This window comes from Devosia sp. (assembly GCF_034675085.1).
In the GTDB taxonomy this organism is placed as follows: Bacteria; Pseudomonadota; Alphaproteobacteria; order Rhizobiales; family Devosiaceae; genus Devosia.
On sequence record NZ_JAUCDN010000015.1, the window covers coordinates 1 to 23,626 of the forward strand.

Annotated in this window: 19 protein-coding genes; 16 read left to right on the forward strand and 3 right to left on the reverse strand. The window is 63.9% G+C overall.

Annotated elements, in window-relative coordinates:
* From VDP82_RS02135 to VDP82_RS02200, 14 genes are all read left to right on the forward strand, one after another.
* Positions 1-299, forward strand: a 299-nt coding sequence (locus VDP82_RS02135) for a sulfurtransferase TusA family protein (RefSeq protein ID WP_323013188.1), incomplete at its 5' end; no start/stop codon positions are given.
* Positions 300-326: 27 nt separating this feature from the next.
* The gene (locus VDP82_RS02140) at positions 327-689 is read left to right on the forward strand and encodes a DsrE family protein (RefSeq protein WP_323013189.1); all 363 of its coding nucleotides are present in this window, start codon (positions 327-329) and stop codon (positions 687-689) included.
* 17 nt (positions 690-706) lie between these two features.
* Positions 707-1,213, forward strand: a complete 507-nt coding sequence (locus tag VDP82_RS02145) for a hypothetical protein (protein ID WP_323013190.1) — start codon at positions 707-709, stop codon at positions 1,211-1,213.
* Between the two features lie 24 nt (positions 1,214-1,237).
* Positions 1,238-2,821, forward strand: coding sequence for a hypothetical protein (locus VDP82_RS02150; RefSeq protein ID WP_323013191.1), 1,584 nt, complete (start codon positions 1,238-1,240; stop codon positions 2,819-2,821).
* A 61-nt stretch (positions 2,822-2,882) separates the two neighbouring features.
* Positions 2,883-4,382: a 5-methyltetrahydropteroyltriglutamate--homocysteine methyltransferase gene (locus tag VDP82_RS02155; RefSeq protein WP_323013192.1), complete on the forward strand. Its 1,500-nt coding sequence runs from the start codon at positions 2,883-2,885 to the stop codon at positions 4,380-4,382.
* Between the two features lie 258 nt (positions 4,383-4,640).
* Positions 4,641-6,302, forward strand: coding sequence for a carboxylesterase family protein (locus VDP82_RS02160; RefSeq protein WP_323013193.1), 1,662 nt, complete (start codon positions 4,641-4,643; stop codon positions 6,300-6,302).
* The gene (locus VDP82_RS02165) at positions 6,299-7,912 is read left to right on the forward strand and encodes a hypothetical protein (protein ID WP_323013194.1); all 1,614 of its coding nucleotides are present in this window, start codon (positions 6,299-6,301) and stop codon (positions 7,910-7,912) included. Before VDP82_RS02160 ends, VDP82_RS02165 begins: the two co-directional genes overlap by 4 nt.
* Before the next feature lie 11 nt (positions 7,913-7,923).
* Complete coding sequence (locus VDP82_RS02170) at positions 7,924-9,087, forward strand: lactonase family protein (protein WP_323013195.1); 1,164 nt, start codon at positions 7,924-7,926, stop codon at positions 9,085-9,087.
* Positions 9,088-9,262: 175 nt separating this feature from the next.
* A complete protein-coding gene (locus VDP82_RS02175) occupies positions 9,263-10,774 on the forward strand; it encodes an ABC transporter substrate-binding protein (protein ID WP_323013196.1) in 1,512 nt (503 codons plus the stop codon).
* A 4-nt stretch (positions 10,775-10,778) separates the two neighbouring features.
* Positions 10,779-11,798, forward strand: coding sequence for an ABC transporter permease (locus VDP82_RS02180; protein ID WP_323013197.1), 1,020 nt, complete (start codon positions 10,779-10,781; stop codon positions 11,796-11,798).
* 10 nt (positions 11,799-11,808) lie between these two features.
* On the forward strand, positions 11,809-12,717 hold the full coding sequence (locus VDP82_RS02185) for an ABC transporter permease (RefSeq protein WP_323013198.1): 909 nt from the start codon (positions 11,809-11,811) through the stop codon (positions 12,715-12,717).
* Positions 12,718-12,728: 11 nt separating this feature from the next.
* Positions 12,729-14,423, forward strand: coding sequence for an ABC transporter ATP-binding protein (locus VDP82_RS02190; RefSeq protein WP_323013199.1), 1,695 nt, complete (start codon positions 12,729-12,731; stop codon positions 14,421-14,423).
* A gap of 140 nt (positions 14,424-14,563) precedes the next feature.
* The gene (locus VDP82_RS02195) at positions 14,564-16,300 is read left to right on the forward strand and encodes a hypothetical protein (RefSeq protein WP_323013200.1); all 1,737 of its coding nucleotides are present in this window, start codon (positions 14,564-14,566) and stop codon (positions 16,298-16,300) included.
* A gap of 132 nt (positions 16,301-16,432) precedes the next feature.
* Entirely contained in the window at positions 16,433-17,677 is a 1,245-nt protein-coding gene (locus VDP82_RS02200) for a LysR family transcriptional regulator (RefSeq protein WP_323013201.1), read from the forward strand.
* 97 nt (positions 17,678-17,774) lie between these two features.
* Here the strand turns inward: VDP82_RS02200 and VDP82_RS02205 are convergent, their stop codons facing one another.
* A complete protein-coding gene (locus VDP82_RS02205) occupies positions 17,775-17,909 on the reverse strand; it encodes a hypothetical protein (protein ID WP_323013202.1) in 135 nt (44 codons plus the stop codon).
* Between the two features lie 90 nt (positions 17,910-17,999).
* A complete protein-coding gene (locus VDP82_RS02210) occupies positions 18,000-19,187 on the reverse strand; it encodes a lactonase family protein (protein ID WP_323013203.1) in 1,188 nt (395 codons plus the stop codon).
* A gap of 101 nt (positions 19,188-19,288) precedes the next feature.
* Here VDP82_RS02210 and VDP82_RS02215 point away from each other — a divergent pair, with 101 nt between their 5' ends.
* Positions 19,289-20,575, forward strand: a complete 1,287-nt coding sequence (locus VDP82_RS02215; protein WP_323013204.1) for a LysR family transcriptional regulator — start codon at positions 19,289-19,291, stop codon at positions 20,573-20,575.
* Between the two features lie 38 nt (positions 20,576-20,613).
* Here VDP82_RS02215 and selB read toward each other — a convergent pair whose 3' ends face one another.
* Positions 20,614-22,590 carry a selenocysteine-specific translation elongation factor gene (selB, locus tag VDP82_RS02220; RefSeq protein ID WP_323013205.1) on the reverse strand — a complete coding sequence of 659 codons (1,977 nt, stop codon included), beginning with the start codon at positions 22,588-22,590 and terminating at the stop codon, positions 20,614-20,616.
* Positions 22,591-22,788: 198 nt separating this feature from the next.
* Here selB and VDP82_RS02225 point away from each other — a divergent pair.
* A partial coding sequence (locus VDP82_RS02225) for a CapA family protein (protein WP_323013206.1) occupies positions 22,789-23,626 on the forward strand: 838 nt, incomplete at its 3' end.

Below are 23,626 nucleotides of genomic sequence, written 5' to 3' on the forward strand. Positions count from 1 at the left end.
ATAAGGTGACGCCATCACGAAGAGTGCGAGCTTCGGATGCCAGGGAGGCGATGAGGATGGGTGACCTGCCGCAGGAGGATGAGCTTTGGGATGCCGGCTCGCTCGGCTGCGGCGAGCTCGTCCTGCTGCTTCGGCTCCGTCTCAAGCGCATGCCGGGCAAGGTCCTGAAGCTGGTTGCGGGCGATGCCGGCGCCAGCGAAGACCTTCCGGCCTGGTGCCGGATGACGCGAAACACCCTGCTGCATCGCGATCCGCAGACGCACGCCTTCTGGATTCGATCACGCAACGACTGGCGCTAACCGCCAGATTTTCGGGAGAACGCATAAATGCCGGGAAAATTCGTCATATCCATCAGCTGCGCCGGGAACGACACCGACAAGGCGACCGTCGGCTTTGTTATCGCCAATGCGGCCGTGGCCTCGGACAAGGAAACCGTGGTGTTTCTCTCCATCGAGGGCACCCGGCTCTCCCAGCGGGGCTATGCCGACGATATTCACGAGGAGGGCTTCGCGCCCCTCAAGGAGCTGATGGCCAATTTCGCCGCTGCCGGCGGTCGAATTTATGTCTGCTCTCCCTGTTTCAAGAAGCGTGCCCTGGATAAAGCCAGCCTCGTCGACGGTGCTGTCATCGTCGGCGGCGCCAAGCTGGTCGAGTTCATGAGCGAGGGCGCGCCCTCGATCTCCTACTAAGCGCGGAGGGACCGGCAATGATCCCTTATCGCAGGATGCTGATCGCGTTCTTGCTGGCGGTCCTGGGCTATGTCGGGGTCAGCTATCTGGCTTTCCAGATGCCGACCAGTGCGCAGGCCGCCGAAGAATGCGGGTTTTTACTCGATGAATTCAGCAGTGGCAGCCTCAGCTATTCCCGCCCCGAGGCCTTCGCTATCAGCTTCTGGCGCATGCAGGAATATTTCACCGCCGCTACGGTGGGGCTCGGCGTCGCCTTTGCCGTCTTCGCCTTGCAGATCGGTCGGCGCGGGCAGGGGGCGGCCTCGGCCGGGCTCGCAGCGGGCGGCGGCCTGGTCGCCGTCTCGGCCCTGTGCGTGAGCTGCCTCATGCCGGTGCTGTCCGTCATCGGCCTCGGCGTGGTGGGCACGGTCCTGGCCGGCGTTCCCAAATGGATGCTGTTTCTTAACATGCTGCTGCTTGTGGGCTGGGGCACGCTTTTCCTCACACGCCGTTCGACGAGCTGCCCGCGTCCGGCCGCAGCCTGAACCTTTTCCAAACCGGAGATTATCATGAGGCGTGCATTTCTTTGCGCGACGAGCCTGCTCGCGCTCGCCACTCCCGCCCTGGCCGGCAATTATGCTGACATCCTGACGCCGGCCCAGCCGGGCCGTCCCCTGGCCTTCCCGATCGCGGAAGCGGACATCGCTCCGCCGCCCTTCGTCACCCCGAACGACTGGCGGGTAACGCCGGCTTATGTGCCTGGCTTGCCCGGTCTGCCGCAGGGCCGTTCCGTCAGCGACGATTTCGGCCGCAAGCCGCTGAAATATGACGGCGTCTTCATCCGCCAGAGCCGGGTGGAGAATGGAGAGGTGGTCATTCCTGCCGGCGGCCTCGTCTATCTGGAGGATAGCTGGGGCGGTGAAGTGGCGCTGCGCGGCGAACAATTGCCGGTGCTTTCGCGCCTGCCGATCTATGTCGACTTCGACATGTCCATCGCGGTGGCGGAAGACGTGACCATTCCTGCCGGGGGAAGCGCTGTCGTCGGCGGTACGGTCTACAATTACTACGCCACGGTCGGTCACGAGACGCTGACCAATCACACTCTCCATGTGCGCACCATAGCCGGCACCGATTGGGAATGGGCCTTCGGCTCGCCGGTGCTGTCCACCAGCGAGCCGGGCTGGTGGGGAACCGGTTTCACGCAGCTCGACAATCAGGGGCAGGCCCGTGAGATTTCGCGCGAACAATTGACCTTCGACTGGCTCTCCGGCGTGCGCATGGACCGGTTATTGCTGGCGGAGGAACAGGTATTCTCCGGCTTTGCCGGGGTCGGCCAGTCCTGGACTGTCGGGGAGCGCACCCTGCGGGTCGCCGCGCTCGATCCGGCCGCCGGAACGGTGACGCTGGATATCGTCGAGGGCGGCGCCGTCACCGGCAGCAGGACGTTGGGCCCGGTGCAACCGGATCTGATGATTGAGGACACTGCCGCGCGCAAGGCGCTGGTGCTCGAAGATGGCGACGTGGTCGCCTTCCTCTCGCCCTGGCCCACTGCCTTCGAGGAGGGAAAGGCCAGCCTCAAGGTCTATGGCAAGGCCTTCAGTCTCAATTTCGGCGACGACTATGCCGGCGATCCCCGCTTTTCCGTCTATCCGGTGGGATGTCCCACCGGGCATGGCTTCGGCTTCATGCTCGTCAACAAGCAGGAAATCCGCATCGCTCCCGGTGGCGTCGCCAATGGTCCCGAGAGCTATTTCAAGATCGCGGTCGGCGCCATTGAGGGCGGTCACGTGACCGACTGGCATATCGAGGACGCGCAGGGCAACCGCTCGGTCAATCTGGGCAGCCCGAACCAGGCCAATATCGACCTCGTGCTCGGTCAGGGGCGCGTCGCCGGCCAGGCGATCCTGAAGGATACCGGCCGGGCCATGCTGGCGCGGACCTATGACACCACCGCCACGCTGGAAAACGCGGTCCTGGCGGCGGGCGTTCATCCGGCCTCCTTCGCGCCGGCCATCGCCCCGGCCCCCGTGGCCGTTGTCGCCGCGCCCGAGCCCGGTTTCTCGCCCGCCATGGCCATCGTCATCGCCGTACTGGTGCTGGCCGCCGGAGCCCTCGGCTACGAATTGGCCCGCCGTCGGCCCCTGGCGGTCTAGCTGGACGATAAAAGGGCGGGCGCCGCGGCGTCCGCCCCGAAAACAATGCAGGAGACGCATCATGCTGCCCATCGCCGCGCACCGGCACAATCCCGATACTTCCTTCGATGGCGGCGATCTCGATTGCGGCAATGGGCTGCTGCTGCTTATCCGCAAGCATATCGACCCGCTGCCCAGAGGGGGGCTGCTCGAAATCGTATCGACCGAGATATCGGTTGAACTGGATCTCCCCTCCTGGTGTCGGCTGACCGGCAACGAGCTTGTGTCATGGACGAAAAACGGGCGGCGCATGTCCTTTCTGGTCAGCAAGGGCAGCTATGCCGAGCGCAACGGGCAGGGGCTTCCGGCGGAGGCCCTTCAGACAGTGCCCCCGCCGCTGGCGCCGCAAAGGCGCGCGCCGGTTGCCGCGCCCGCCATTCCGCCGCTTGCCGTCACTGGAATCGGCTCCTGGCCGCGTCCGCGCTGGATGGTCTCCGCGATGCACGCCCATATGGAAGGGCGTCTGTCGGAGGCGGAATTTCAGGAAACGGCCGACGATGCTGTCCGCCTCTGCGTGGCGGCGCAGGAAAAGGCGGGCGTCGATCTTCTCACCGATGGCGAGCAGCGTCGCGACAATTATGCCAGCTTCGTCGCCGGCCGTCTGAAGAATTGCCAGCTCATTCCGCTCACCGACCTGCTTGCGCTGGTCGACGATCCCGAGGAATTCGCCGCCGAGTTGAGGGCGCTCGATATTCCGGCCGGCGAAATTCGCCATCCCGCGGTCTTCGGCCGGCTGGAACGGGACCGGCCGCTGGTCGGCCACGAGGTTGATTTCCTGCGTACGGTTACCGACCGGCCGGTCAAGGTCTCCCTTCCCGGGCCCTATCTGCTCACGCGAACCATGTGGATGGAATGCATCTCGGATCGCGCCTATGCGCATCGGGAGGAATTGGCTGAGGATATCGTCGCGGTGCTGCGCGAGGAGCTGGCCGATCTGATGGATGCCGGCGCCGCGCTGGTGCAGTTCGACGAGCCGGTGCTTTCGGAGGTGGTGTTCAGCGGCGCCAAGAACAAGCGCTCCTTCATGTGCGGAGCGCTCTCGGAATCCCGGGGTGCGGCGCATGAGCTGGCTTTTGCCCGCGATCTGCTCAACGCCGTGATCGACGGCCTGCCTCGGGAGCGTATCGGGCTGCACGTCTGCCGGGGCAACTGGACTCCCGATGAGAGCGTCGCGCTCGCCGGCGACTATGCGCCGCTGGTCGATACCCTGTCCCAGATTCGGGTGGGGGCCTATCTGCTTGAAATGTGCACGCCGCGCGCCGGCGAAATGGAAATCCTGCGCACGCTGCCGCAGGATGCGCGTATCGGGGTGGGGGTCGTGAACCAGAAGCACGGCAGTGTCGAGACGGTCGATGAAGTCGCCGCCCGCATCGGGGCGGGGATCGACCTTTTCGGCCGCGAGCGTCTGCTGCTCCATCCCGATTGCGGCTTCGCCACCTTCGCCGACAACCCGATCTGCTGCTCGGATACGGCGGAGGGCAAGCTCGCCGTCATTGCCGAGGCCGCCGCGCGCTTCCGCTAGGGGCGTCGACGGGAAAGCGCGAAACGAGCCGGAATCGGGCGCGCCGGCGGTCCTTCAGGTCATCCGGCCCAATCGTTAAAACGGGTGCGAGCCATTTGGCCCGGTGGGCCGGGGCGTGGCGCTGGAGCCATTCTGCGGCCTTGGCCAATCCCGGGTTGTCCCGCCTTCTTATACTGACCTTCTGAATCGTTATAGCAGCCGGTACGGCCCTTGATCGCCAGAGGCGCCGGCCATACGAGCCTGGGCAGGAGGATCGCCATGATCGATATTGTACAGACCAGTTTGGGCCAGGTGTCGGGCGAGCGCTTCGAGGAAAGGTCAGTCGGCCTGAGCGTGTTTCGCGGTATTCCCTATGCGGCGGCGCCAGTTGGCGACAGGCGTTGGGCGCCACCGGCAGAGGCGGTGAGCTGGACGGGTGTGCGCAAGTGCAACAGGATTGCGCCTGGCGCCCTCCAGCATATCTACAGCGACTGGTTCCTGCGGGAGGGTTACGTTCCGGGGCATTATGGCCAGGTTCCTCCCATGAGCGAGGATTGCCTCTATCTCAATATTGCAACGCCCGCCCGATCGGCCAATGACAAGCTTCCGGTCTATGTCTGGTTTCACGGGGGTGGCCTGACCAGCGGATTTGCGGCGGAAGCCTCGACGGATCCCAGCATACTGGCCTCCAAAGGGATCGTCGTTGTCAGCGTCGCGCAGCGGCTGAATGTTTTCGGCTATCTCGCGCTGCCCCAGTTGCGCCAGGAGCAGGGTAAAAGCGGCAATTACGGCTTTTTGGACCAGCTCAAGGCCATGGAATGGATCTATGCCAATATCGCCGGGTTTGGCGGTGATCCTGCGAATGTAACGGTCGGCGGACAGTCGGGCGGCGCCCAGAAGGCTGCCGCAATCGCGGCGGTTCCCCAAAGCCGAAACCATGTCAGGCGGGTGGTGAGCGTCAGCGGGCTCAAATGGATGCAGCCGCTTGTGCCGCAATCGGTTCAGGAAGAACGGGGACTGGCCCTTTTGCGAAGGCTTGGCATCGACCCCGATACATCGCTGGCGGATCTGCGCAAATTGGATGCGTCCGTGTTCATGCAGCCGGTGGACAGGGCGCTCCTGCCTGACGACATGGTGAGCGACGACGTTCTTCCTTACAAAAATTTGCGGGAAGGCATCCAGCTTCATGGTCTGGATATGGATTGGATGAGCGGCCTCGTTCTGGGCGAGGCGGACCCGTTCGCCCGATCTTCCGGAAACCCCGACTTCACTCCTCCTGCCCAGCCGGCGCCGTTCGAGAGCGTCGATGCGTTCGACCGCCATTTTGCGGCGCTGCTGGGGGATTTGGCGCCTTCGGGCGGCGTGTCGTCCCTGGTCACGGTCGAAGACGATACCGCGTGGGATGTGGCTCGGTCCATTTCATGCCATGGCCTTGTCGGCAGCGAGCGCACGAATATCAGCCGCAACCTGATGCTGAATCGCCTGTTCGGCCAGTATCTGAAGGCGGAAGGAGGGAGCGGCCGCGCCTATAATTATTTGTGGAGCCATCAGGTTCCCGCCTCGCCGACCGATCGCGGAACATCCCGCGTTCCGGCTCACGGTCTTGGCTGGCATGGCTCCGACACATGGTACCTGTTCGGTACGCTTCAGCCGGACGTTTCGCGGGGCAGGCCCTGGGGCGAGGCCGATCGTGCCCTTGCGGAGATCATGACGTCGTATGTGGCCAATTTTGTCGCGACGGGCAATCCGAACGGCCCCGGTCTTCCCAGCTGGCCCAGTGCCAATGATGATTTGGGCTATATCGATGTCGGGAGCGAAGTGGAGCCGAAGAGTGGATGTATCTCGGAGCTTGATCGGTTGACCCGTCTGTTCGTTCGACGAGAATACGGGCTATCGGGGCAATCTGAATCCGGTTCCGCTCCCGGAGCGGAAAAGCCATGACCGCGCTGGCCATGTCTCGGGTGCCGCCGGCCGGCAAGGTCGAGATCAGCCGTAGCTATAGCCGCGTCGCCGGGGCAAATATTCTGGTATACACGCCAGAGCGCCGTGCGCCCGGGGCCGAGGGGCTCATGGTTGTCTCCATGCATGGCGGCTTGAACCCTTCGCTGGAATCGCCATTTTTGAAGGCGTTGGCGGAGTACGGGGTGCAGACGGCATTCTGCGTGCCGGACAAAAGCTCGTTCATCGATCAGTTCCAGTCGATGAACGCCTGCATGGCCCTGTTCCGGCAGATGGCCGGAACCGTCGTGCTGATGGGGCAAAGCCGAGGCGCGGCGCTGATGAGCGCATATCAGGCGATTGCCGAGAATGGCGCCAAGGTTTTTCAAGGACCGGAGCGTCATTTGCCGATCCCCGACATGCAGGTTGGGGCAGCGGACGGCCTTATGCTGCTCGACGCGAATTTCGGCACCACCGTGATGCATCTCATGTCGATCAATCCAGCTTGGGGTGACGAGGCCGACGGTTATCGCATCGATCCCGCGCTCGATCCGTTGCGGCCCGAAAACGGCTATGCAACTGATGGAAACAGTGCGTTCTCCGATGATTTCAAGGCGCGGTTCCTCAGGGCGCAACGGGCCCGGTACTACGCCCTGCTGGAACAGGCCCAGGCCCGTTGGCAGGCGATCCAGCGCGGCGAAAGCGCCTATCGGGATAACGAACCCTTCATTGTTCCCGGCGCCATCGGCATCAACAATGCGCCGAAGCTGTTTGCGGCGGATTTGAAACTGCTGAGCCGGACGGAATCCCCATGGCCGTTGATACATCCCGATGGGACCATCACGAACCAGCTCGTTCACAGCGTTCGGCGCGACCAGAACAATCCTGCTTTTGCCGGGAATCTGAATTCCGCATTTGTAACCACGGTCAAGGATTATCTCTGGACCGCGGTAACCGTGGAGGAAAGCTATGATTATGGTCAGGACTATCTGAGCGGCATTGATTTCGGGAGCAGCCTTACGTGTTCCAGCGGCAATGTCGCCAGGATTTCCTGCCCTCTTCTGCTTATGGGGCGTACCGGCGGCTACGAGTTCATAGCTGCGGAATGGTCCTACCGCCGGGCGGCGAGCAAGGACAAGAGCATCGCCTTCCTGGAGGGCGCGACGCATGGCTGGATGCCGGTCGATCCGGCCTATGGCGATACGCTGGGGATGAGCGCGCGCTTTGTCGTGCAATGGCTGACCGAAGCGGGACGCTTTGCCGGCGGTTCGGCTGAAGCGGCGCCGATAAATGCCTCGCGGGATGAAGAGGCATTCGATGCCGGCGCGCTGCGTGCCGCACTGCTCGGATATTGGCGCGGGGATGGGGCCATGGCTCATGCACGCTTCGAGCCCGGCGGAAACTGCGAACTCGGCTTCGCCAGCGCCTGGACCCAATTCGAGATATCCAAGGATGGAGCGCTGCACTTCCATGACCGATATGGGGGAACCGACACGCTGAGTTTCACCACCGATCTGCGGCGGGCCGAGTCGGATCGCGGCGTCTTTCACCTGAAGGATGGCGTGCTCTGCATGCATGGCGTCAGGCTGAACCGCCTTCCGGACAAGTCGTGAAGGAGGCGATCATGGCTGACGCACACGATGCTGTCTTCGCCTATGTCGGCAATTGGAAGATCGATGGCGACGATCTGGGCATCACCATTTGCAGGCTGGACAGCGCTACCGCGACGCTTGAGCCCCTGAGGACCGTCATGCCCGGCATCTGTGTCGGTGCCATGTATCTCGATCGGGATCGCGATATCCTGTACTGCGCCGATGAGCGGTCCAACAATCCCGATCTTGGTCCGGGCAGCGGCGGCCGGGTCTTCGCCTTTCGGATCGATCCGGAAACCGGCGACCTCGTGGAAATGAGCCGCAACTCTGCCTATGCCTCGCTGACCTCGTACATCACGACGGATGTGGCGCGGGACTATCTGCTTGCCACCAACCATGCCCGTCCCATCCAGATCACCACGGCGGAGCGGGACGAAAACGGCATGTTCCGGGTTATTCCCGTTGCCGATCCCGCCACCACCGCGCTGTTTCGCCTGGACCCGGACGGCGGCATAGGTGAGATCTGCGATATTCATCACCACCATGGGCCGCGCTCGGCCCCGCATTGGCGGAGCGCGGCGGCCCATTGTGTCGTGCCTTCCCCCGATGGGCGCTTCTTTGTCGTTTGCGACAAGGGCACCGATGAGGTCCTGTTGTTCGGGATCGACTGCGACACGCATCGCCTCATCTTGACCGGCCGCCTTGCGGAGCCGGATGGAACCGCGCCGCGCTATGCGGTTTTCCATCCCAGCGCGCCACATTTTTACGTCAACCACGAACGGGCCCCCTTCATCACGACCTTCCGCTATGATGAGAAGGGCAGGGTGGAGAGGCTGGGCGAGGCGGAGGTGCTTCCTGCCGACGGTGCCTTCGCGCTGGCCGAGGCCGAGCCGTCCGACCTGCTCTTCGATCCCTCCGGGCGCTTTCTCTACAGCCTGGTCAGGCGTTGCAACGCGATTTCCGTCTTTGAAGTCGACGTCGGAACCGGCGGGCTGCGACGGGTGCAGACCCTGCGCATCGAGGGGGACAATCCAAGGGGGGCGGCTTTCACCGCCGACGGAAAATTCCTGCTGGTGGCGCTGGTCGGCACTGCGGCCGTCGCCAGTCTGGGCGTGCAGCCCGATGGGACGCTGATCGATACGGGGAGGCGGACATCGTTTACCCGCCCCGGCTGCGTCGTGGTCCGCGCCGGCTAAGGCGGCGCCCCTATAACAAGGGACAAGACCAACTTCACATAACCAGGTTTCTGCGGGCCCAGTGCTGCAAGGTAAAACAGCTTGGGCCTGTCTTGGGGATCGCCGGGACAGAGCAATCGCCACGTCGCCAAAGGCTCGCCGAGCCTGGCGGCTCATGAATGGGAGGATGGAGAATATGGGCTTTATTCGGCCGAAATTCGGGACTTTCGCCGCGCTGGGATTCACCGCGGTTCTGGCTTGTACGAGCCAGGGTCTTGCGCAGGAAACCGTCAGGATCCAGGGCATCGAGAACATGGCGGGGCTGGACCGCTACGCCGTCAACGGCGTCGGGCAGGACTCGATTGCGATGCTGTGGGGCGACATGCTCGTCTCTTCGGATCACAACGGCAATTATACGCCGGGCGCGATCACGGAGTGGCTGTGGGCGGACGATGGCCTGTCCGTGACCTTGAGCGTTCGTGGCGGCGTGGTCTTCAACAATGGCGAGCCCATGACCTCGGAAGACATCGCCTTCACCATTCTGCGTCTGAAGAGCCCCGAGCTGCCCAACGCGCGCGCCTGGGATGTGGTCGATACGGTCGAAACGCCTGACGCGCATACCGCCGTGGTGCGCTTCTCGGCTCCAATGCCGATCTTCCTCAATCTTGCCTCCCGGACGCCGGTTCTGGACGCCTCGGCCTTCGCGGCCAATCCGGCGGGCTATTTTGCCGCTCCCATTGGCACCGGGCCCTATGCCGTTGTTGAATTCGACGGCCCGACCGGCACGGTCGTGCTGGAAAAGAAGGACGATTGGTGGGGCTGGACCGACGACAACCAGACCAATGTGTCGACCATCCAGTATCGCTACTCTCCTGCCGAACAAAGCCGCATTTCCGCATTGCTGGCCGGAGAGGTCGACATCATCCAGAAGGTCCCGGTCAATGAGGCCAAGCGCCTCGAGGACGAAGGCTTCTCGATCGAGTCCTACATCGAGAATTCCCAGGTTTATATCGGCCTGCGCGTCAAGGAGGGCAGTGCTTTCGCCGACCCGCTCCTGCGGCAGGCGCTCTCCAAGTCCATCGACCGGCAAGCGATCGTCACCAGCCTGCTGGGCGGCGGCCGCGTATCCACCTGGCCGTCCATGCCCGGCTCGGTGGGCTATCGCGAAAACCCCGGATACGACTATGACCCGCAGGGCGCCGCGACCCTGGTCCAGCAATCGGGCTATGACGGGCGGGCGCTGAATTTCTACCTGCCCAACGGTCTTTTCGCGCAGGGCAAGGAAATCGGCGAGACCATCCAGGCGATGGCGGCCGGATCGGGCATCAACCTGGCGGTGCAGACGCTCGAAACGGCGACTTTCCAGGAATATATTTCCGCCGGGAACTACGATCTCTACATGAACTCGTTCACCATGGTGAATGCCGACAGCTTCACCCAGATCACCAGCCTGATCGGGCGCGACCGTTTCAACACCGGCTATGCCAACCCTGAAGTCACCCGGCTTGCGGGCGAGGCTGGCGTTGCCGTGGATCTGGAAAAGCGCGGCGAGATCACGGCGGAAGCCTATCGGCACATCATGAACGACTTTGCCCCGGGCCTTTATCTTTACGAGCCCACGGGCGTGACCGCCAGCGCTTCGGGGGTCTCGGGTTTCGTGTCGTTCCCGGATATGGTCGCAGACTTCCGCTTCATGCATAAGGATTGAGGCCGTGGGTGATAACCCTGCCGCGGTAGGCCGGGCCTCAGGGCCCGGATCCCCTGCCCAGGAACCGGAGGGGGCGGGCGCGGCCCGCTCCGACCTCCGGGCGCTGACCGGCCAGGGCATGCGCCGCGTCCTGCAAACGCGGGTCGTGCTGTTCGGCATTTCGGTGATCGCCTTCGCGCTGGTCCGCCTGGCGCCCGGCAACCCGGCGGCGCTGCTGATGCCGGTGGATGCCACCGCCGAACAGCTTGCCGCCATGGAGGCGCGCATGGGTCTGGATCAGCCGCCCGTGGTCCAGTATTTCCGCTATGTGGGCAATCTTGTGCGCGGCGATTTCGGCTACTCCTATTTCTACCAGCAGGATGTTGCGACGCTGATCGGGCGGGCCCTGCCCAACACGGCGCTTCTGGGCTTTGCCGCCATGCTCATTTCCCTGGGGATCGCTATCCCGCTGGGCATGCTCGCCGCCATCAGGCGCGGAACGGTCTGGGATTCCATGGCCATGTTCGCCGCCCTGATCGGGCAGTCGATGTCCTCGGTTTGGCTGGCCGTGCTGCTGGTCCTGGTCTTTGCGGTCAAGCTCGGCTGGCTGCCGACATCGGGTTCGGGCGGCATCGAATATATCATCCTTCCGGCCCTGTGCCTTGCCTCCCAGGACTACGCGCTTTCGACGCGCATGCTGCGGTCCGGCATGATTGGCGCGCTGGGGCAGGACTACATCATGGCTGCCCGCGCGCGCGGTATTCCGAAGCGGCGGGTCCATTGGCAATATGCGTTCAAGAATGCGGCTCTTCCGTTGCTGACCGTGGTCGGCAGTCAGATCGGTGGCGTTCTGGCGGGTTCGCTGATCGTGGAGCGAATCTTCAACTGGCCCGGCATCGGATTGCTTATGGCCAATGCCATCGCAGCGCGCGACTTCCAGCTCATTCAGTCGATCCTGCTGATTTCAGGGCTGATCTACACGGTGCTCGCCCTTGTTGTCGACGCGCTCTACACCGTGCTCGACAAGCGAATTGTTGCGTCCTAGGGAGATGACGGTGCTGACCAAGAACATCGGGGACACTCTCGGGAACCCCACGGATCCGGCGCCCGGCCGAGCCGCCATCCTGCGTAAAAAAATGCTTGGCAGCAAATTGTTCGTCATTGGCCTTTGCGGCGTCACGATCATTGTGCTGGCCTGCCTGCTGGGCCTTTGGAGCTCACATTCGGGCCCTGATCAAATGAACCTGGCGGCCCGCCTCAAGGCGCCTGAATGGTTCAGCGAGGGGCTCGGCGGCTACATTTTCGGCGCCGACCAGCTGGGTCGCGATGTCGTGGCGCGTGTCCTGATCGGGAGCCGATATTCCATCTCTATCGCCCTCAGCGTTGTTCTGTGCGGAACCCTGATCGGGGTGACGCTGGGGCTGGTTGCCGGATATGTGGGGGGCGTCGTGGACGCGGCCATCATGCGCGTCGTCGATATCATGATGACGCTGCCGACGCTGATCGTCGCCCTGAGTTTTGTCGCCGTATTGGGCGCGAGCATTCAGAACCTGATCATCGTGCTGTCGCTGACGTCCTGGGTGCTGACCGCCCGCGTGGTGCGTGGCAGTACCCTGGCCATGCGTGGCAGCGACTATGTGAGCGCTGCCCGCGTCATGGGCGCCAGCGATTGGCAGATCGTGCTGCGCGAAGTGCTTCCCAATGTCGTGCCGCCAATCCTGATCATGGCCACGCAGCAGATCGGGATCATCTTGCTGACGGAGGCCGGCATGAGCTTCCTGGGCATGGGCATCCCGTCTCCGACGCCGTCTTGGGGTGGAATGATCGCGGATGGGCAGGCCTATATGGCCACGGCGCCATGGGTCGTGATCGCTCCGGGGATGGCACTGATGCTGGCGGTGCTGTCCTTCAATCTTCTCGGCGATGGTCTGCGCGACATACTCGACCCGCGCAGCGCGAATTGAGGGAAACAGCTATGTCGATCCATGACGACGGCATGACGGCGGGGCAAGCGAATGCGGCCGCTGCACCAGGCAATGCCGGTGAAATCATCCTGGCCCTTGATGACCTCAATATCTCGTTCCGCACCATGGGCGGCGTATTCGAGGTCGTTAAAGGCGTCAGCCTGGTCTTGAAGCGCGGCGAGATTCTGGCGATCGTCGGCGAATCCGGCTCGGGAAAGTCGGTCACCTCGCGCGCGATCCTGGGGCTGCACCCACGAACCGCCCGCATCAGTGGCTCCATCAGGCTGCTGGGGGAAGAACTCGTCGGGCTGGATGAGGAAAGCTTCAATAAACTGCGTGGCACCAAGGCGTCGATGGTGTTTCAGGAGCCCTCACGAGCCCTGAATCCGGTCTTCACCATAGGATCGCAGATGATCGATGCGATCCGTGCGCATAAGCATGTCTCTCGCGATGAGGCGCGCGAGCGCGCCATCGAATTGCTGCGGATCGTGGATTTTCCCGAGCCGCGGGAGAGGGTGAATTTCTATCCGCATCAGCTTTCCGGGGGCCAGAAGCAGCGTGTGATGATCGCGATGGCGCTCAGTTGCGATCCCCAGATCATCATCGCGGACGAACCCACCACCGCACTCGATGTTACGGTGCAGGCTGAAATCCTGTCGCTGCTGCATGACCTGCGCGACCGCTTCGGGACGTCGATCATCATCATCACCCACAATATGGGCGTTGTTGCGGATATCGCCGATCGGGTCGTCGTGATGAATGATGGCCATGTCGTCGAGACGGCGGATACCTTTGAGCTGTTTGCGGCCCCGAAGGATGAGTATACCCGCCGCCTGCTGGCCGCGGTTCCGAAGATGAACACGTCCGAGGGGACCGCGCCGCCTTCTTTATCTGCCGTCCTCGAACTGGAGGATGTGAGCGTGCGGTTCGCGCGCGGATTCGGCCGTGGTCATTTCCTGGCCGTGGACAAGATCGGCCTTACCCTGAATGAGCGCGAAACCCTTGCCGTTGTCGGTGAATCGGGTTCGGGAAAGTCGACGCTTGCGCGGGCCGTCGCGGGCCTGCAAAAGCCGAGCGAGGGGACGGTCCTGCTCCGAGGGATCGACCTTTACGCAGCGGGCAGGCGCGATATCCGGCGGGTACGGCGGGGATTGGGCTATATCTTTCAAGACCCCAATGGCTCGTTGAACCCTCACCACCAGGTGGCTTATTCAATCGGGGCTCCGCTGCTGCGCGAAGGCACATATGAGGCCAAGGATGTTTCGGCGCGGATCGATGAACTGCTCGATGCCGTGCGGCTGCCGCGCTCCGTCCGAGCCAAATATCCCCACGAGCTTTCAGGCGGGCAGACCCAGCGCGTCAGCATAGCAAGGGCGCTGATCCGCCGGCCGGCGCTGCTGGTCGCGGACGAACCCACAAGCGCCCTCGATGTCTCGGTGCAGGATCAGGTGCTGCGTCTGCTGAAGGAATTGCAGCGGGAGCTCGGCTTTGCCTGCCTTTTTATCACCCATGATCTTGCCGTTGCGTCGAGCTTTGCCGACCGCGCGATTGTCATGCGGCGCGGGCGGATCGTTGAACAGGGGCCTTCGGGGCTCGTGTTCGGGGCGCCGCAGGAAAGCTACACCAAAGAGCTGATCGCATCGGTTCCAATAGCGGACCCAGTGGCGCAGCGCGCGGGCCGTTCGCGCGTGGCCGCCGGAATGTAACGTTTGAACAATGACCTATCAGCTCTTTGCAGACGGCAGGAATCCAGTGGTCGGCTAGGATGGCACATCAAATCCCGCGGCGCTTGGACGGGGCTCATGGCCTGCAAGCGATCCGTGAAATTTCATGTGAGTAGCAAGAAATGACAGACGCTATCTATAGCGCCCTATGGCCGCTAGGTCGCTCCACGGTCACCGATATCGGTGCGCAACCCCGCATTGCCGACCTCTCCCGGGCGACGATCGCGCACTTGTCCCATTACGGTTTTCGCCATGATGAAATGCGGCCCGTCATCGAAAGGGAGATGACGGCGCGTTTTCCCGGCATTCGGTTTGTCGGGCCGGAGATCTTCGGCAATATCCATGGCCCCAGACATGGCAAGGAGGCCTTGCCCGTTCTGGCGCAGCGCCTGGCCGAGCAGGGCGTGGATGCGGTCATTACCGGTGTCGGCAGCTGCGGAACCTGCACACCGGCCGTCGTGCGGGCCTCCATCGTCGCCGAGCGCGCCGGCTTTCCCTCGGCCACCATTGTCGCGACGGCTTTCCTGAACCAGGGCAGGGCCAATGCGCGGGGGGAGGGCGTTGCCGATCTGGGAATTGCCGAGTTTCCCGGTGTGATCATGACGCAAAGCAAGGAGGAACTGGAGCGCAACACCGCACAGGTTCTGGTTCCCAATATCATCGCCCAGCTGACCCGGATCGCCCCCGCCGCTGCAAGGGAGAAAGAGCCCGAGCCGCGCGCCATTGTGTGCCGGGGGACGCTGGATGAGGTCAATGAGTTTTTCCTCACCCGCCGCTGGACGGACGGCCTCCCGATCATTCCGCCCACGGTTGAGCGGGTCGAGTCCTTTCTGCGCTTTACCGACCGTGATCCGGCCCAGGTGCTGGGGGTCATCCAGCCCGAAAACCGCGAGGCCACCGTCTGGACGGCGGCGGTTAACGGGGTCATGGCGGGGTGTCGGCCCGAATATATGCCGATCCTGATCGCCATCGTCGAAGCGATGGCCGATCCACAGTTCTATGCCCGCGACTTCGGGGCCTCCCCGGGGCTGGAGCCGATGGTGATCGTCAATGGGCCGATGGTGAAGGATCTGGGGTTCAACAGCGGAGCGGGCGTGCTGCGCGTCGGGCGGCAGGCCAATACCTCCATCGGGCGCTTTGCCCGGCTGTATCTGCGCAATATCGTCGGCATCCGCCCCTGGCCGGACGATACCGACAAATCCTCCATCGGGCAGGGGATGAATGTGGTGTTGGCCGAGAACGAGGAGGCGGTGAGCGAGGTTGGCTGGACCTCCTTCGCGGAACATATGGGGTTCTCACGCGGCGAAAATGTCGTCACCGTGCAAAGCACGCTGGCCTCGACCATTCCGATCTACACGGCCGGCGACACGGCCAGGGAACATCTCGACACGCTCGTCGAAATCTTCGGGGGAAGCTGCGCTGGCTGGGCGCATACCGGCATCAAGAAGGCCAAGAATTGCCCGATCCTGGTGATGAGCCCGGGCGTTGCCAGGATTCTCGCCCGCGAGGGCCTGTCGCGGAGCGATGTGCAGCGATATATTTTTGAGAATACCAGCATGTCCGTCCGAACCTTGAAGCGGCATGCCTGGGAGCTGGGTTATACCGAATACGACCTGAAGCAGCTTCATGCCGAGGGCATGGTATCGGACGCGTATGTGACCTCGGACGATCCCGACCGGCTGGTCCCGGTGTTTGTGAGGCCCGAAACCATCGGCATCGTCCTTAGCGGGGATCCGGGTCGGAACCAGAGCAAGGGCTTCATCCAGAACCAAAGCCATGGCTATCCGACCGCGCGTCGCGTCGAATTGCCCGCCAACTGGCATGAACTGATGAGCCCCGCGATTGCCAGGTCCGCATAGAAAAGTGCGCTGGGGTAAAGCTTTTTGATCGACCCATAACGCAAAAGCAATGCCGGGGCCGCCCGGTTGCGGGTAACTTTCGGGTTCGCCGTCCGTATCTTGCGGCCGGCGGGTCCGAATAGACGGCGGAATATGATCGATTTCACGTCAACACGATTGCTGGACGAGCTTCAGAACCTCAGGCTTCTGCCCGTCGTTGCGGAGGAGGGGAGTTTTGCCGGCGCTGCGCGGCGGTTGAACTGCGCGGCCTCGGTGATCATGCGTTCGATCGAGAGCCTCGAGCAGGCGATCGGCCAATCCCTGCTCGAGCGCCATGCCGCCGGGGTGCGGTTGTCATCGGCCGGCGAGCTGGTGCGGGCCAGGGCCGTTCGGATCGAAGCGGAAATAGATCTGGCCGCCGAGCTCTTTCAGAGCGCCGAGCGAGTTTCGCCGTCGCTTCATACCCTGCGCCATGTATTGGGAAATGGCGCTCGCCAGAGATTGGTGCTCGAGCTGGTCAGGCAGGGAAGCGCGCGCGCCGCGGCGGACGGCCTCGGCATGACCCAGCCGGGAATATCGATGGCGCTGGGTCGGCTGGAGCGAACCCTGGGCGCGCCTTTGTTCGAGAGGACGCGCCGGGGGCTGCGCCCCAGCGATCAATGCGTATCCCTCCTCAAGCATATCAATCGAATAGAGGCCGAACTGCGCGCGCTTTGCGATGAACTCGATAGCGCTGCCGGTGATATCGCGGGAACGGTCGTCCTCGGGCTTCTCACGGTGGCGCGCTTGCATCTGGTTCCCGCTGCCGTCATCCAGGTTCGCCGCGCTCATCCAAGGGTGAAAATCCGCACCATGACCCTGCCTTTCGATCGGATGCTCTCTGCGCTGGCTGATGGGCGGATCGATCTCGTTGTCGGCGTGGCGGGCTCTGCCATCGAGGAATCCGGTCTGCGCGTCACGGTATTGGGTGGGGACGAGTTGGGTATATTTCTGCGATCCGGCCACCCGCTGCTGGCGGGGCCTTGCCCCTCGCTTGGGCAATTGTCTCATGCCGACTGGATCATGCCGCGGCGGGAGGCGCTGAGCAGGAGACTGATCGAAAGCTGTTTTGCGGCGGCGGATATGGCCGTGCCCGAAGCGGCGGTCGAATCCACCGACACCGAATTCATCCGGCAACTTGTCCTGTGCTCGGACATGCTGGCCTTCGCATCGCCCCAACAATTCGCATTTGAGCTGCGAAATGGCAGCGTTGCGCGGCTTCCCATTCCCTTGGGCGGCACTGCGCGTGAAACCGCACTATTGGAACGGAACGAAGCGCTGCCATCGCCGGCGGTCTCGCTGATACGGGCCGCCATATGCGAGCAGGCCGATATCTGGGCGGGTCAACCTGAATTGTGAAAGCCGCCGAACAGGCGGCTTTACGCGACGAGAACGCGATTACCGGGCAGGTCCTGCTTCGCCGCCGACGCGTTTCCGGGGAGCAATTGAGCCTGCCTCAGAGGCGGACGATTTGCAGCAGCATGTCCTGGAAGGCTTCGTTGAGGTTCTTTTCGCGGGGGCTGTCCTGGCGAGCGCGGTCGAAGGGCCGGTTCTGACGGGTGTCGCGCTTGCGGAAGGGAGAAAAACGCATGTCCTACAATCCTGTCCAACTGATTTAATCTGCCTTCGATATCGCCCCTGGCACCGGCCCTGACAATGCCCATAAACGCATGGCTGCCCCTCAGCGGGGCACGAACAGCACGCAGCCGGGGTGATGCTGGGGATAGCGGCGCGGCTGGGGAAGGATATTGCCGTCCTCGTCCATGGCCCAGACCGAGACGTCCCGGCTGACCAGGGCGGCCACGGCAAAATGCCGGCCATCGGGCGAGATGGCCGCGCCGCGCGCATTTTCGACACCCAGGGCCATGTGCTGGACAGGCCGGAGCGTACCGTCATGCGGCGCGATCTCGAGCACGGCGACGCTCTCCGATCCCCGGATGAGGCTGTAGAGACGCTGTCCATTTGGGTGGATGCAGAGGTCGGACTGCATGATTTTCAATGACTGGGCCGCCGCCTCGGGCAGGGGCGCCAGGCTCTGGATATGTTCGACCGCCCCAGCCGCGTCGTAGCGGTAAGCCTGGATGAGAGGAGCGGTTTCGAAATTGACATAGAAGATCGGCAGGCTTGGGTGGAAGACGCAATAACGCGGCGAGCTCCCGGCGGGCGCGGCGATGGTCATGTCGTCCCGATGGAGCAGCTTTCGTCCCCGCCGGTCGAGCCCGAAAAAATGTATTGTGTCGGCCCCCTTGTCGCATACCACGAAGAAGTCGCTGCCCGGCGCGCGCGCGATGCCGTGGAGCTGGGGGTGGCTCTGCGCCGGCAGGGCGCCGGAGCCTTGATGGCGGAAGATATCGGAGGGTGGCATCAGCGCCCCGTCGGGGGCGAGCGGAAACAGCACGGTGCCGGCTTCGTCGAATTCGACCTCAATGGCGATTTCGCCATCGGCCCGGCGGCGCGTCCGCGTAATCGGCGTGTGCCCGGTGTGGTGAACCACCACGAGAAATTCGCCCCTGGTGTCGAGTGCGGCATAGGCGGGCAGGGTTCCGAAGCTGGGCGAACGGCTGAATTCCTCCAGCTGCCCCGTGGCCGGATCGCGGCGAAACGCGACGACCTGCCCCCCGCCGCCCAGATGCCGTCCGGGCAGGGTCAGGGCCTCGTCCAGGGCGTAGACGACGTCCCGTCTTGCGTCATGAATCAGGGCCCCGACGCTGATGTCCGGGGCGAAGATCCCGGTGCGGGCGATCTCGCCGCTTTTGCCATGGAAATGCGCCTGGGTGATGCCGAAATCGCGCTCGGCGGATTTCTGCCAGGATGAGGGGCCTTTGCGGCGGTTGCCGATGTAGAGGTCGAAGAGCTTGATTTCGGACATTTTTCTTGTCTTTCTCCCTTCAGGCATCCGGGCCTCGGCCAGAGCGGCGCGATTGCCCGTCCGGTGCGGAAATTTCCAACGCGGTGCGGAGCGGCCGGCCAATGCAGACCAGGACTATTGCCGCCGGCGGCCATGTCGCGGCGGATTTGAGCTTTCAGCTCAAGAATTTGCAGGTGTTCCTTCAGGTCGCCGCCAATGACAGCATCGCGCAGGCGGCCAAGCTGCTGTTCAAGGCGCCGTCGGCGGTCACCCGTTCCATCGCCGAGCTTGAGCAGGCTTTGGGCGTGAAGCTGTTCGAGCGCAATTCGCGTGGCGTGCTGCTCAACGCCTATGGGCAGCTCGTCCTCGTCCGCGCGCTTCGGATCGATGAGGAACTGGCCCAGGCCGCCGCTGAACTGTCCCGGCCCAGGGGGCGCCCGGTCCAGCATTCGAACGGCGCCCTGATGCATCTGCTCTATAACGGGCGCAAGCTGAAGCTGCTGATCCATCTGGCCGACAGCCGCAAGATTTCCACCGCGGCGGCCCATCTCGGCATAACCCAGTCGGGGGCCTCGATGGCGCTGGCGCGCATCGAATCGGTGGTGGGCGAACCCCTGTTCCATCGGGGCGTCCAGGGCATGATGGCGACCGATGCCGCCCACAAGCTCGTGGTGCGGGCCAAGAGGGTCTTTGCCGAGCTTCGTCACATGGGGTCCGAGCTGGCCTCGGCATCGGGCAGTCTTGCCGGCTCGGTGGTGGTGGGCATCCTGCCGGTGGGCCGGACCTATATTTTTCCCATGGCGGTCGCTTCGGTGGCCATGCAGTTTCCCCAGATCCGCACCACCACCGTCGACAGCCCGTTCGAGAGGCTGATGAGTGATCTGCGCACCGGCGATGTCGATGCCATTGTCGGGGTGCCCCGCGAGGGCGAGCAGAACCAGGACCTGGCCATCGAGCCCCTGTTTACCGACCGCCTGGCCGTCATCGCCCGGGCCGGCCATCCGCTTGCCGCTGCGGATGCGCTGACGCTTGCCGATATATTGGGAGCGGCCTGGATCCTGCCCTGGACGGCGTCCCCCAGCCGGGCGCTGTTCGATCATTGCTTTCGTGAGGCCGGCCTCAGGCCGCCGGTGCCTATCGTGGAATCGGCGGATCTGGCCATCGTGCGTCAATTGCTGTGCGTCAGCGACATGATCGGCCTGGCCTCGGCCCGCCAGTTCAGGCTCGAATTGCGCGCCGGGCTGCTCGTCGAACTGCCGATCGTATTGCCGGGCATGACGCGCGAGATCAGCCTCATCACCCGCGAGGGCGTCCGCCTCTCCCCGGCGGTCCTGGCGGTGCTGAACGCCATTCGCCAGCAGGTCGCCGAGGATATGGACGACAGCGACGCCGAAAATTCCTGGAGCTAGGTCTTTGGGGCGAAGGGCCGGGTCCGGCGAGGCGAAACTCACCTGCGGCCCTTTCTGGTCTTTTGCAGATAGACCTGAGGGGACATGCCGCGCTCCAGGTTCGCCGTCTGCCGCAGGATGCGCTCATATTCGTTGCGGATGAGGCGCAACTCGCCATTGCGGGCGGTGACCCCGATCCGGTCGAAAAATTCGAGGATCTGGATGGCCAGGCCCCTTCCGGTTCCGATTGCATCCCGATATTGCGCCGCCGAAAAGCCCTTGGGGCCCGATGGCGCGGACAGCTCCAGGCCGAGCTGGGCATAGGCCGCCAGCCGCGTCCCCAGCATGAAGCGATCGTCGGTGATGCGACGGATTTCCCCCGAGCCGCGCCGGCGCATGATGAGGGAGATGGCGTCCTTTTCTTCCATCCCCATCAGCCCGGCGATTTCCCCGCTGGTAAAGGCCGACTCCCGGCGGTCATGGGCAACCTGCAAGAGCCTCTGCCAGGCGCGCGTCTCCTCGTCATTGCCGGCAACCAGATGGCCGGGCCGGCGCAGCATGGTGCCGATGGCCTCGATGCGGCGCTCATCGATCAGCATCCGCACGATTGCCTGGCGCACATCGCCGACAATTCCTGCCGGCAAGGCCGCCTCGAGCTGGCGGGGTGGCAGGCCGGGCTCAGTGGGGTGATCGCGGTGATGGGTTTCGAGAACGTCCTCAAGCTGCTGGCCCATGGCCGTAACGTCCCGGTCGCGCAGCACCTGCCTGCGGCTCCTGCCCAGAATGCGGGCGTCGGCCTGCCGATAGATTTCTGCTGCCGTGACGGCGTCGAGATTGAACATGCGCTCGAAGATTTCAGGGATGACGGCATGGTCCTCGATGGCGAGCAGGGCGTTCAGCGTTTCGAGCGGCCGGCCCGGGCGGATGGCGGCCCAGACGGCGTCGCGCAGCTGTTTTTTCTGGCGTCTGCGCGCAAAGGGATCGACGACATGGCCGCCTCCCAGCGTGTGCTGGCCGGCATGGTCGCGGATGATGAGGCGGTCCCCCACGCAGGCCGAGGTTTCTTCGGCCAGGGCAAGCACGACCATGGCTTCCGACCCCGGCGCCAGCGCGCTTTGCCCGCGCATGAGCACGCGCGCGCCAATGTCGGCGGTGCCCAGATGCACATGGATTTCCGCGTTGTGCCGCAGTGCGGGCCTGTCGGGAAGAATCTTCAGCCGCGCGGCGATATGGGCTGTGGGGGCATGCATGGCGGGCACGACCAGCCAATCGCCCCGGCCGGCGTCCTCGGTGCCGATGCCGCTGAGGTTGAGTGCGCATCGATCTCCCGCGACGACGCGGTCCACCGCGTGGCTCGCCCGTTGCAGGCTTCTCACCCGCACCGCCTGCCCGCCGGGAGAAAGCACCAGGCGGTCGCCTGTCGCCAATTCCCCGGTTGCGGCGGTGCCGGTCACCACGGTGCCGCTGCCGGGCACGGAAAATACCCGGTCGACCGCCAGGCGGAAATTCCGCCCCGCCGCTTTTCGTTCCGGCTCCTGCCGTGCTGCCTCGCGCAGCGCCGCGGCAAGATCGGCAACGCCCTCGCCAGTGGCGGCGGAGACCGCAAAAAACGGCGATCCGGCCAGAGCCGTGCCGGCGAGAAGCGCTTCCACCGCCCGGCGGATTTCCTGCACCCGGCCTGCCGGAACCTTGTCGCATTTGGTGAGCGCGACCATGCCGGCGCCGATGCCGAGCAGGTCGAGAATCTGCACATGCTCCACCGTCTGGGGCATGATTCCGTCATCGGCGGCCACCACCAGCATGGCAAAATCGGCCGCCACTACGCCGGCCAGCATGTTCTTGACGAAACGCTCATGGCCGGGCACGTCGACGAAGCCCAGGATTTCGCCTTCGCCCGGCAACCAGTGCGCAAATCCCAGATCGATGGATATGCCCCGCTTGCGCTCTTCGGGCAGGCGATCGGTCTCGACGCCGGTCAGCGCCCGCACCAGCGTTGATTTTCCGTGGTCGATATGTCCGGCGGTGGCGATCAGCATGGGGTGCGGGGCAGTCCTTTGTGCGGGAGTGGGGCGGCGCGCACCAAGGCGTTGGCCAGCCTTGCGATTATGACTGCCCCCTGTGCAGGTCGCGGAGCCCAGTAGTGATAACGCGTTCTCGTTTTGTGATGATGGTCTTGTCCGCAACACCTCGCCAGCCTCTTAATCCGGCAAGGCGTCATTGTGGAAGGCAAGCGGGTGCACGGTCGCAAGCTCGAGGCTGAAATCGTCATGAAGATCGAGACCCCCTTTGCCGTGGCGGCAGTGGGCGATCTCATCGCGCCCCAGCCTCTCGCCCGGCAGGACCAGCGCTTCCGCGCCCTTGTCGAGCGCATCGCCGAGGCCGATGTGGGTTTCGCCAACATGGAATCCAGCCTCATCGATTTTTCGCGCTTCGAAAATGGCGCCATCGCCGGCACGGCGGCGCCTCTGCGCATGGGCGAGGCCATCAAGGCCATGGGCGTCACCATGGTGAGCCGGGCCAACAACCACACTTTCGATTGTGGCGTCATGGGCATGATCGCCACCGACGCCGCCCTCGACGCACTGGACATCGTCCATGCCGGCACCGGGCCAAACCTGCAGGAAGCCCGCGCCGCGCGCTGTCGGGAAACCGGCAAGGGGCGGGCGGGCCTCGTCAGCTTCTATTCCATTGCCGATACCGGCCATTTCGGGCCGACCTATGCGCGCACCGAGGCTACCGCCAGGGTGGGCAGTGTCGGCGGGGCGCCCGGCGTCAATCCGCTGCACGTCACCGGCTATAATGTGGTGTCGCAAGGCCAGCTCGATACGCTCAAGGAACTGGCGCGCGATATCTATAGCGAGCGCCCCGGCGCCACCGTGCCCGCTTGCGATGCCCATCCCGAGCGCTTCCGCTTCTTCGACCAATGGTATCAGGTGGGAGAGGATGTCGGCGCCATCCATTACGACATGGATGCCGCCGACCGGCAGGGCATTCTGGCCAGCGTGCGCAACGGCAAGATCTATGCCGACTTTCTCATCGCCACCGTCCACGCTCACCAGACGACGCGTTTCG

Bases quoted from the DNA above. Each gene is read 5' to 3' on its own strand.
- VDP82_RS02150 (WP_323013191.1), top strand. From the start codon at position 1,238: ATGAGGCGTGCATTTCTTTGCGCGACGAGCCTGCTCGCGCTCGCCACT.
- VDP82_RS02170 (WP_323013195.1), top strand. From the start codon at position 7,924: ATGGCTGACGCACACGATGCTGTCTTCGCCTATGTCGGCAATTGGAAG.
- VDP82_RS02200 (WP_323013201.1), top strand. From the start codon at position 16,433: ATGATCGATTTCACGTCAACACGATTGCTGGACGAGCTTCAGAACCTC.
- VDP82_RS02205 (WP_323013202.1), bottom strand. From the start codon at position 17,909: ATGCGTTTTTCTCCCTTCCGCAAGCGCGACACCCGTCAGAACCGGCCC.
- VDP82_RS02215 (WP_323013204.1), top strand. From the start codon at position 19,289: ATGCAGACCAGGACTATTGCCGCCGGCGGCCATGTCGCGGCGGATTTG.
- VDP82_RS02165 (WP_323013194.1), top strand. From the start codon at position 6,299: ATGACCGCGCTGGCCATGTCTCGGGTGCCGCCGGCCGGCAAGGTCGAG.
- VDP82_RS02140 (WP_323013189.1), top strand. From the start codon at position 327: ATGCCGGGAAAATTCGTCATATCCATCAGCTGCGCCGGGAACGACACC.
- VDP82_RS02155 (WP_323013192.1), top strand. From the start codon at position 2,883: ATGCTGCCCATCGCCGCGCACCGGCACAATCCCGATACTTCCTTCGAT.
- VDP82_RS02145 (WP_323013190.1), top strand. From the start codon at position 707: ATGATCCCTTATCGCAGGATGCTGATCGCGTTCTTGCTGGCGGTCCTG.
- VDP82_RS02160 (WP_323013193.1), top strand. From the start codon at position 4,641: ATGATCGATATTGTACAGACCAGTTTGGGCCAGGTGTCGGGCGAGCGC.
- VDP82_RS02175 (WP_323013196.1), top strand. From the start codon at position 9,263: ATGGGCTTTATTCGGCCGAAATTCGGGACTTTCGCCGCGCTGGGATTC.
- VDP82_RS02195 (WP_323013200.1), top strand. From the start codon at position 14,564: ATGACAGACGCTATCTATAGCGCCCTATGGCCGCTAGGTCGCTCCACG.
- selB (WP_323013205.1), bottom strand. From the start codon at position 22,590: ATGCTGATCGCCACCGCCGGACATATCGACCACGGAAAATCAACGCTG.
- VDP82_RS02190 (WP_323013199.1), top strand. From the start codon at position 12,729: ATGTCGATCCATGACGACGGCATGACGGCGGGGCAAGCGAATGCGGCC.
- VDP82_RS02210 (WP_323013203.1), bottom strand. From the start codon at position 19,187: ATGTCCGAAATCAAGCTCTTCGACCTCTACATCGGCAACCGCCGCAAA.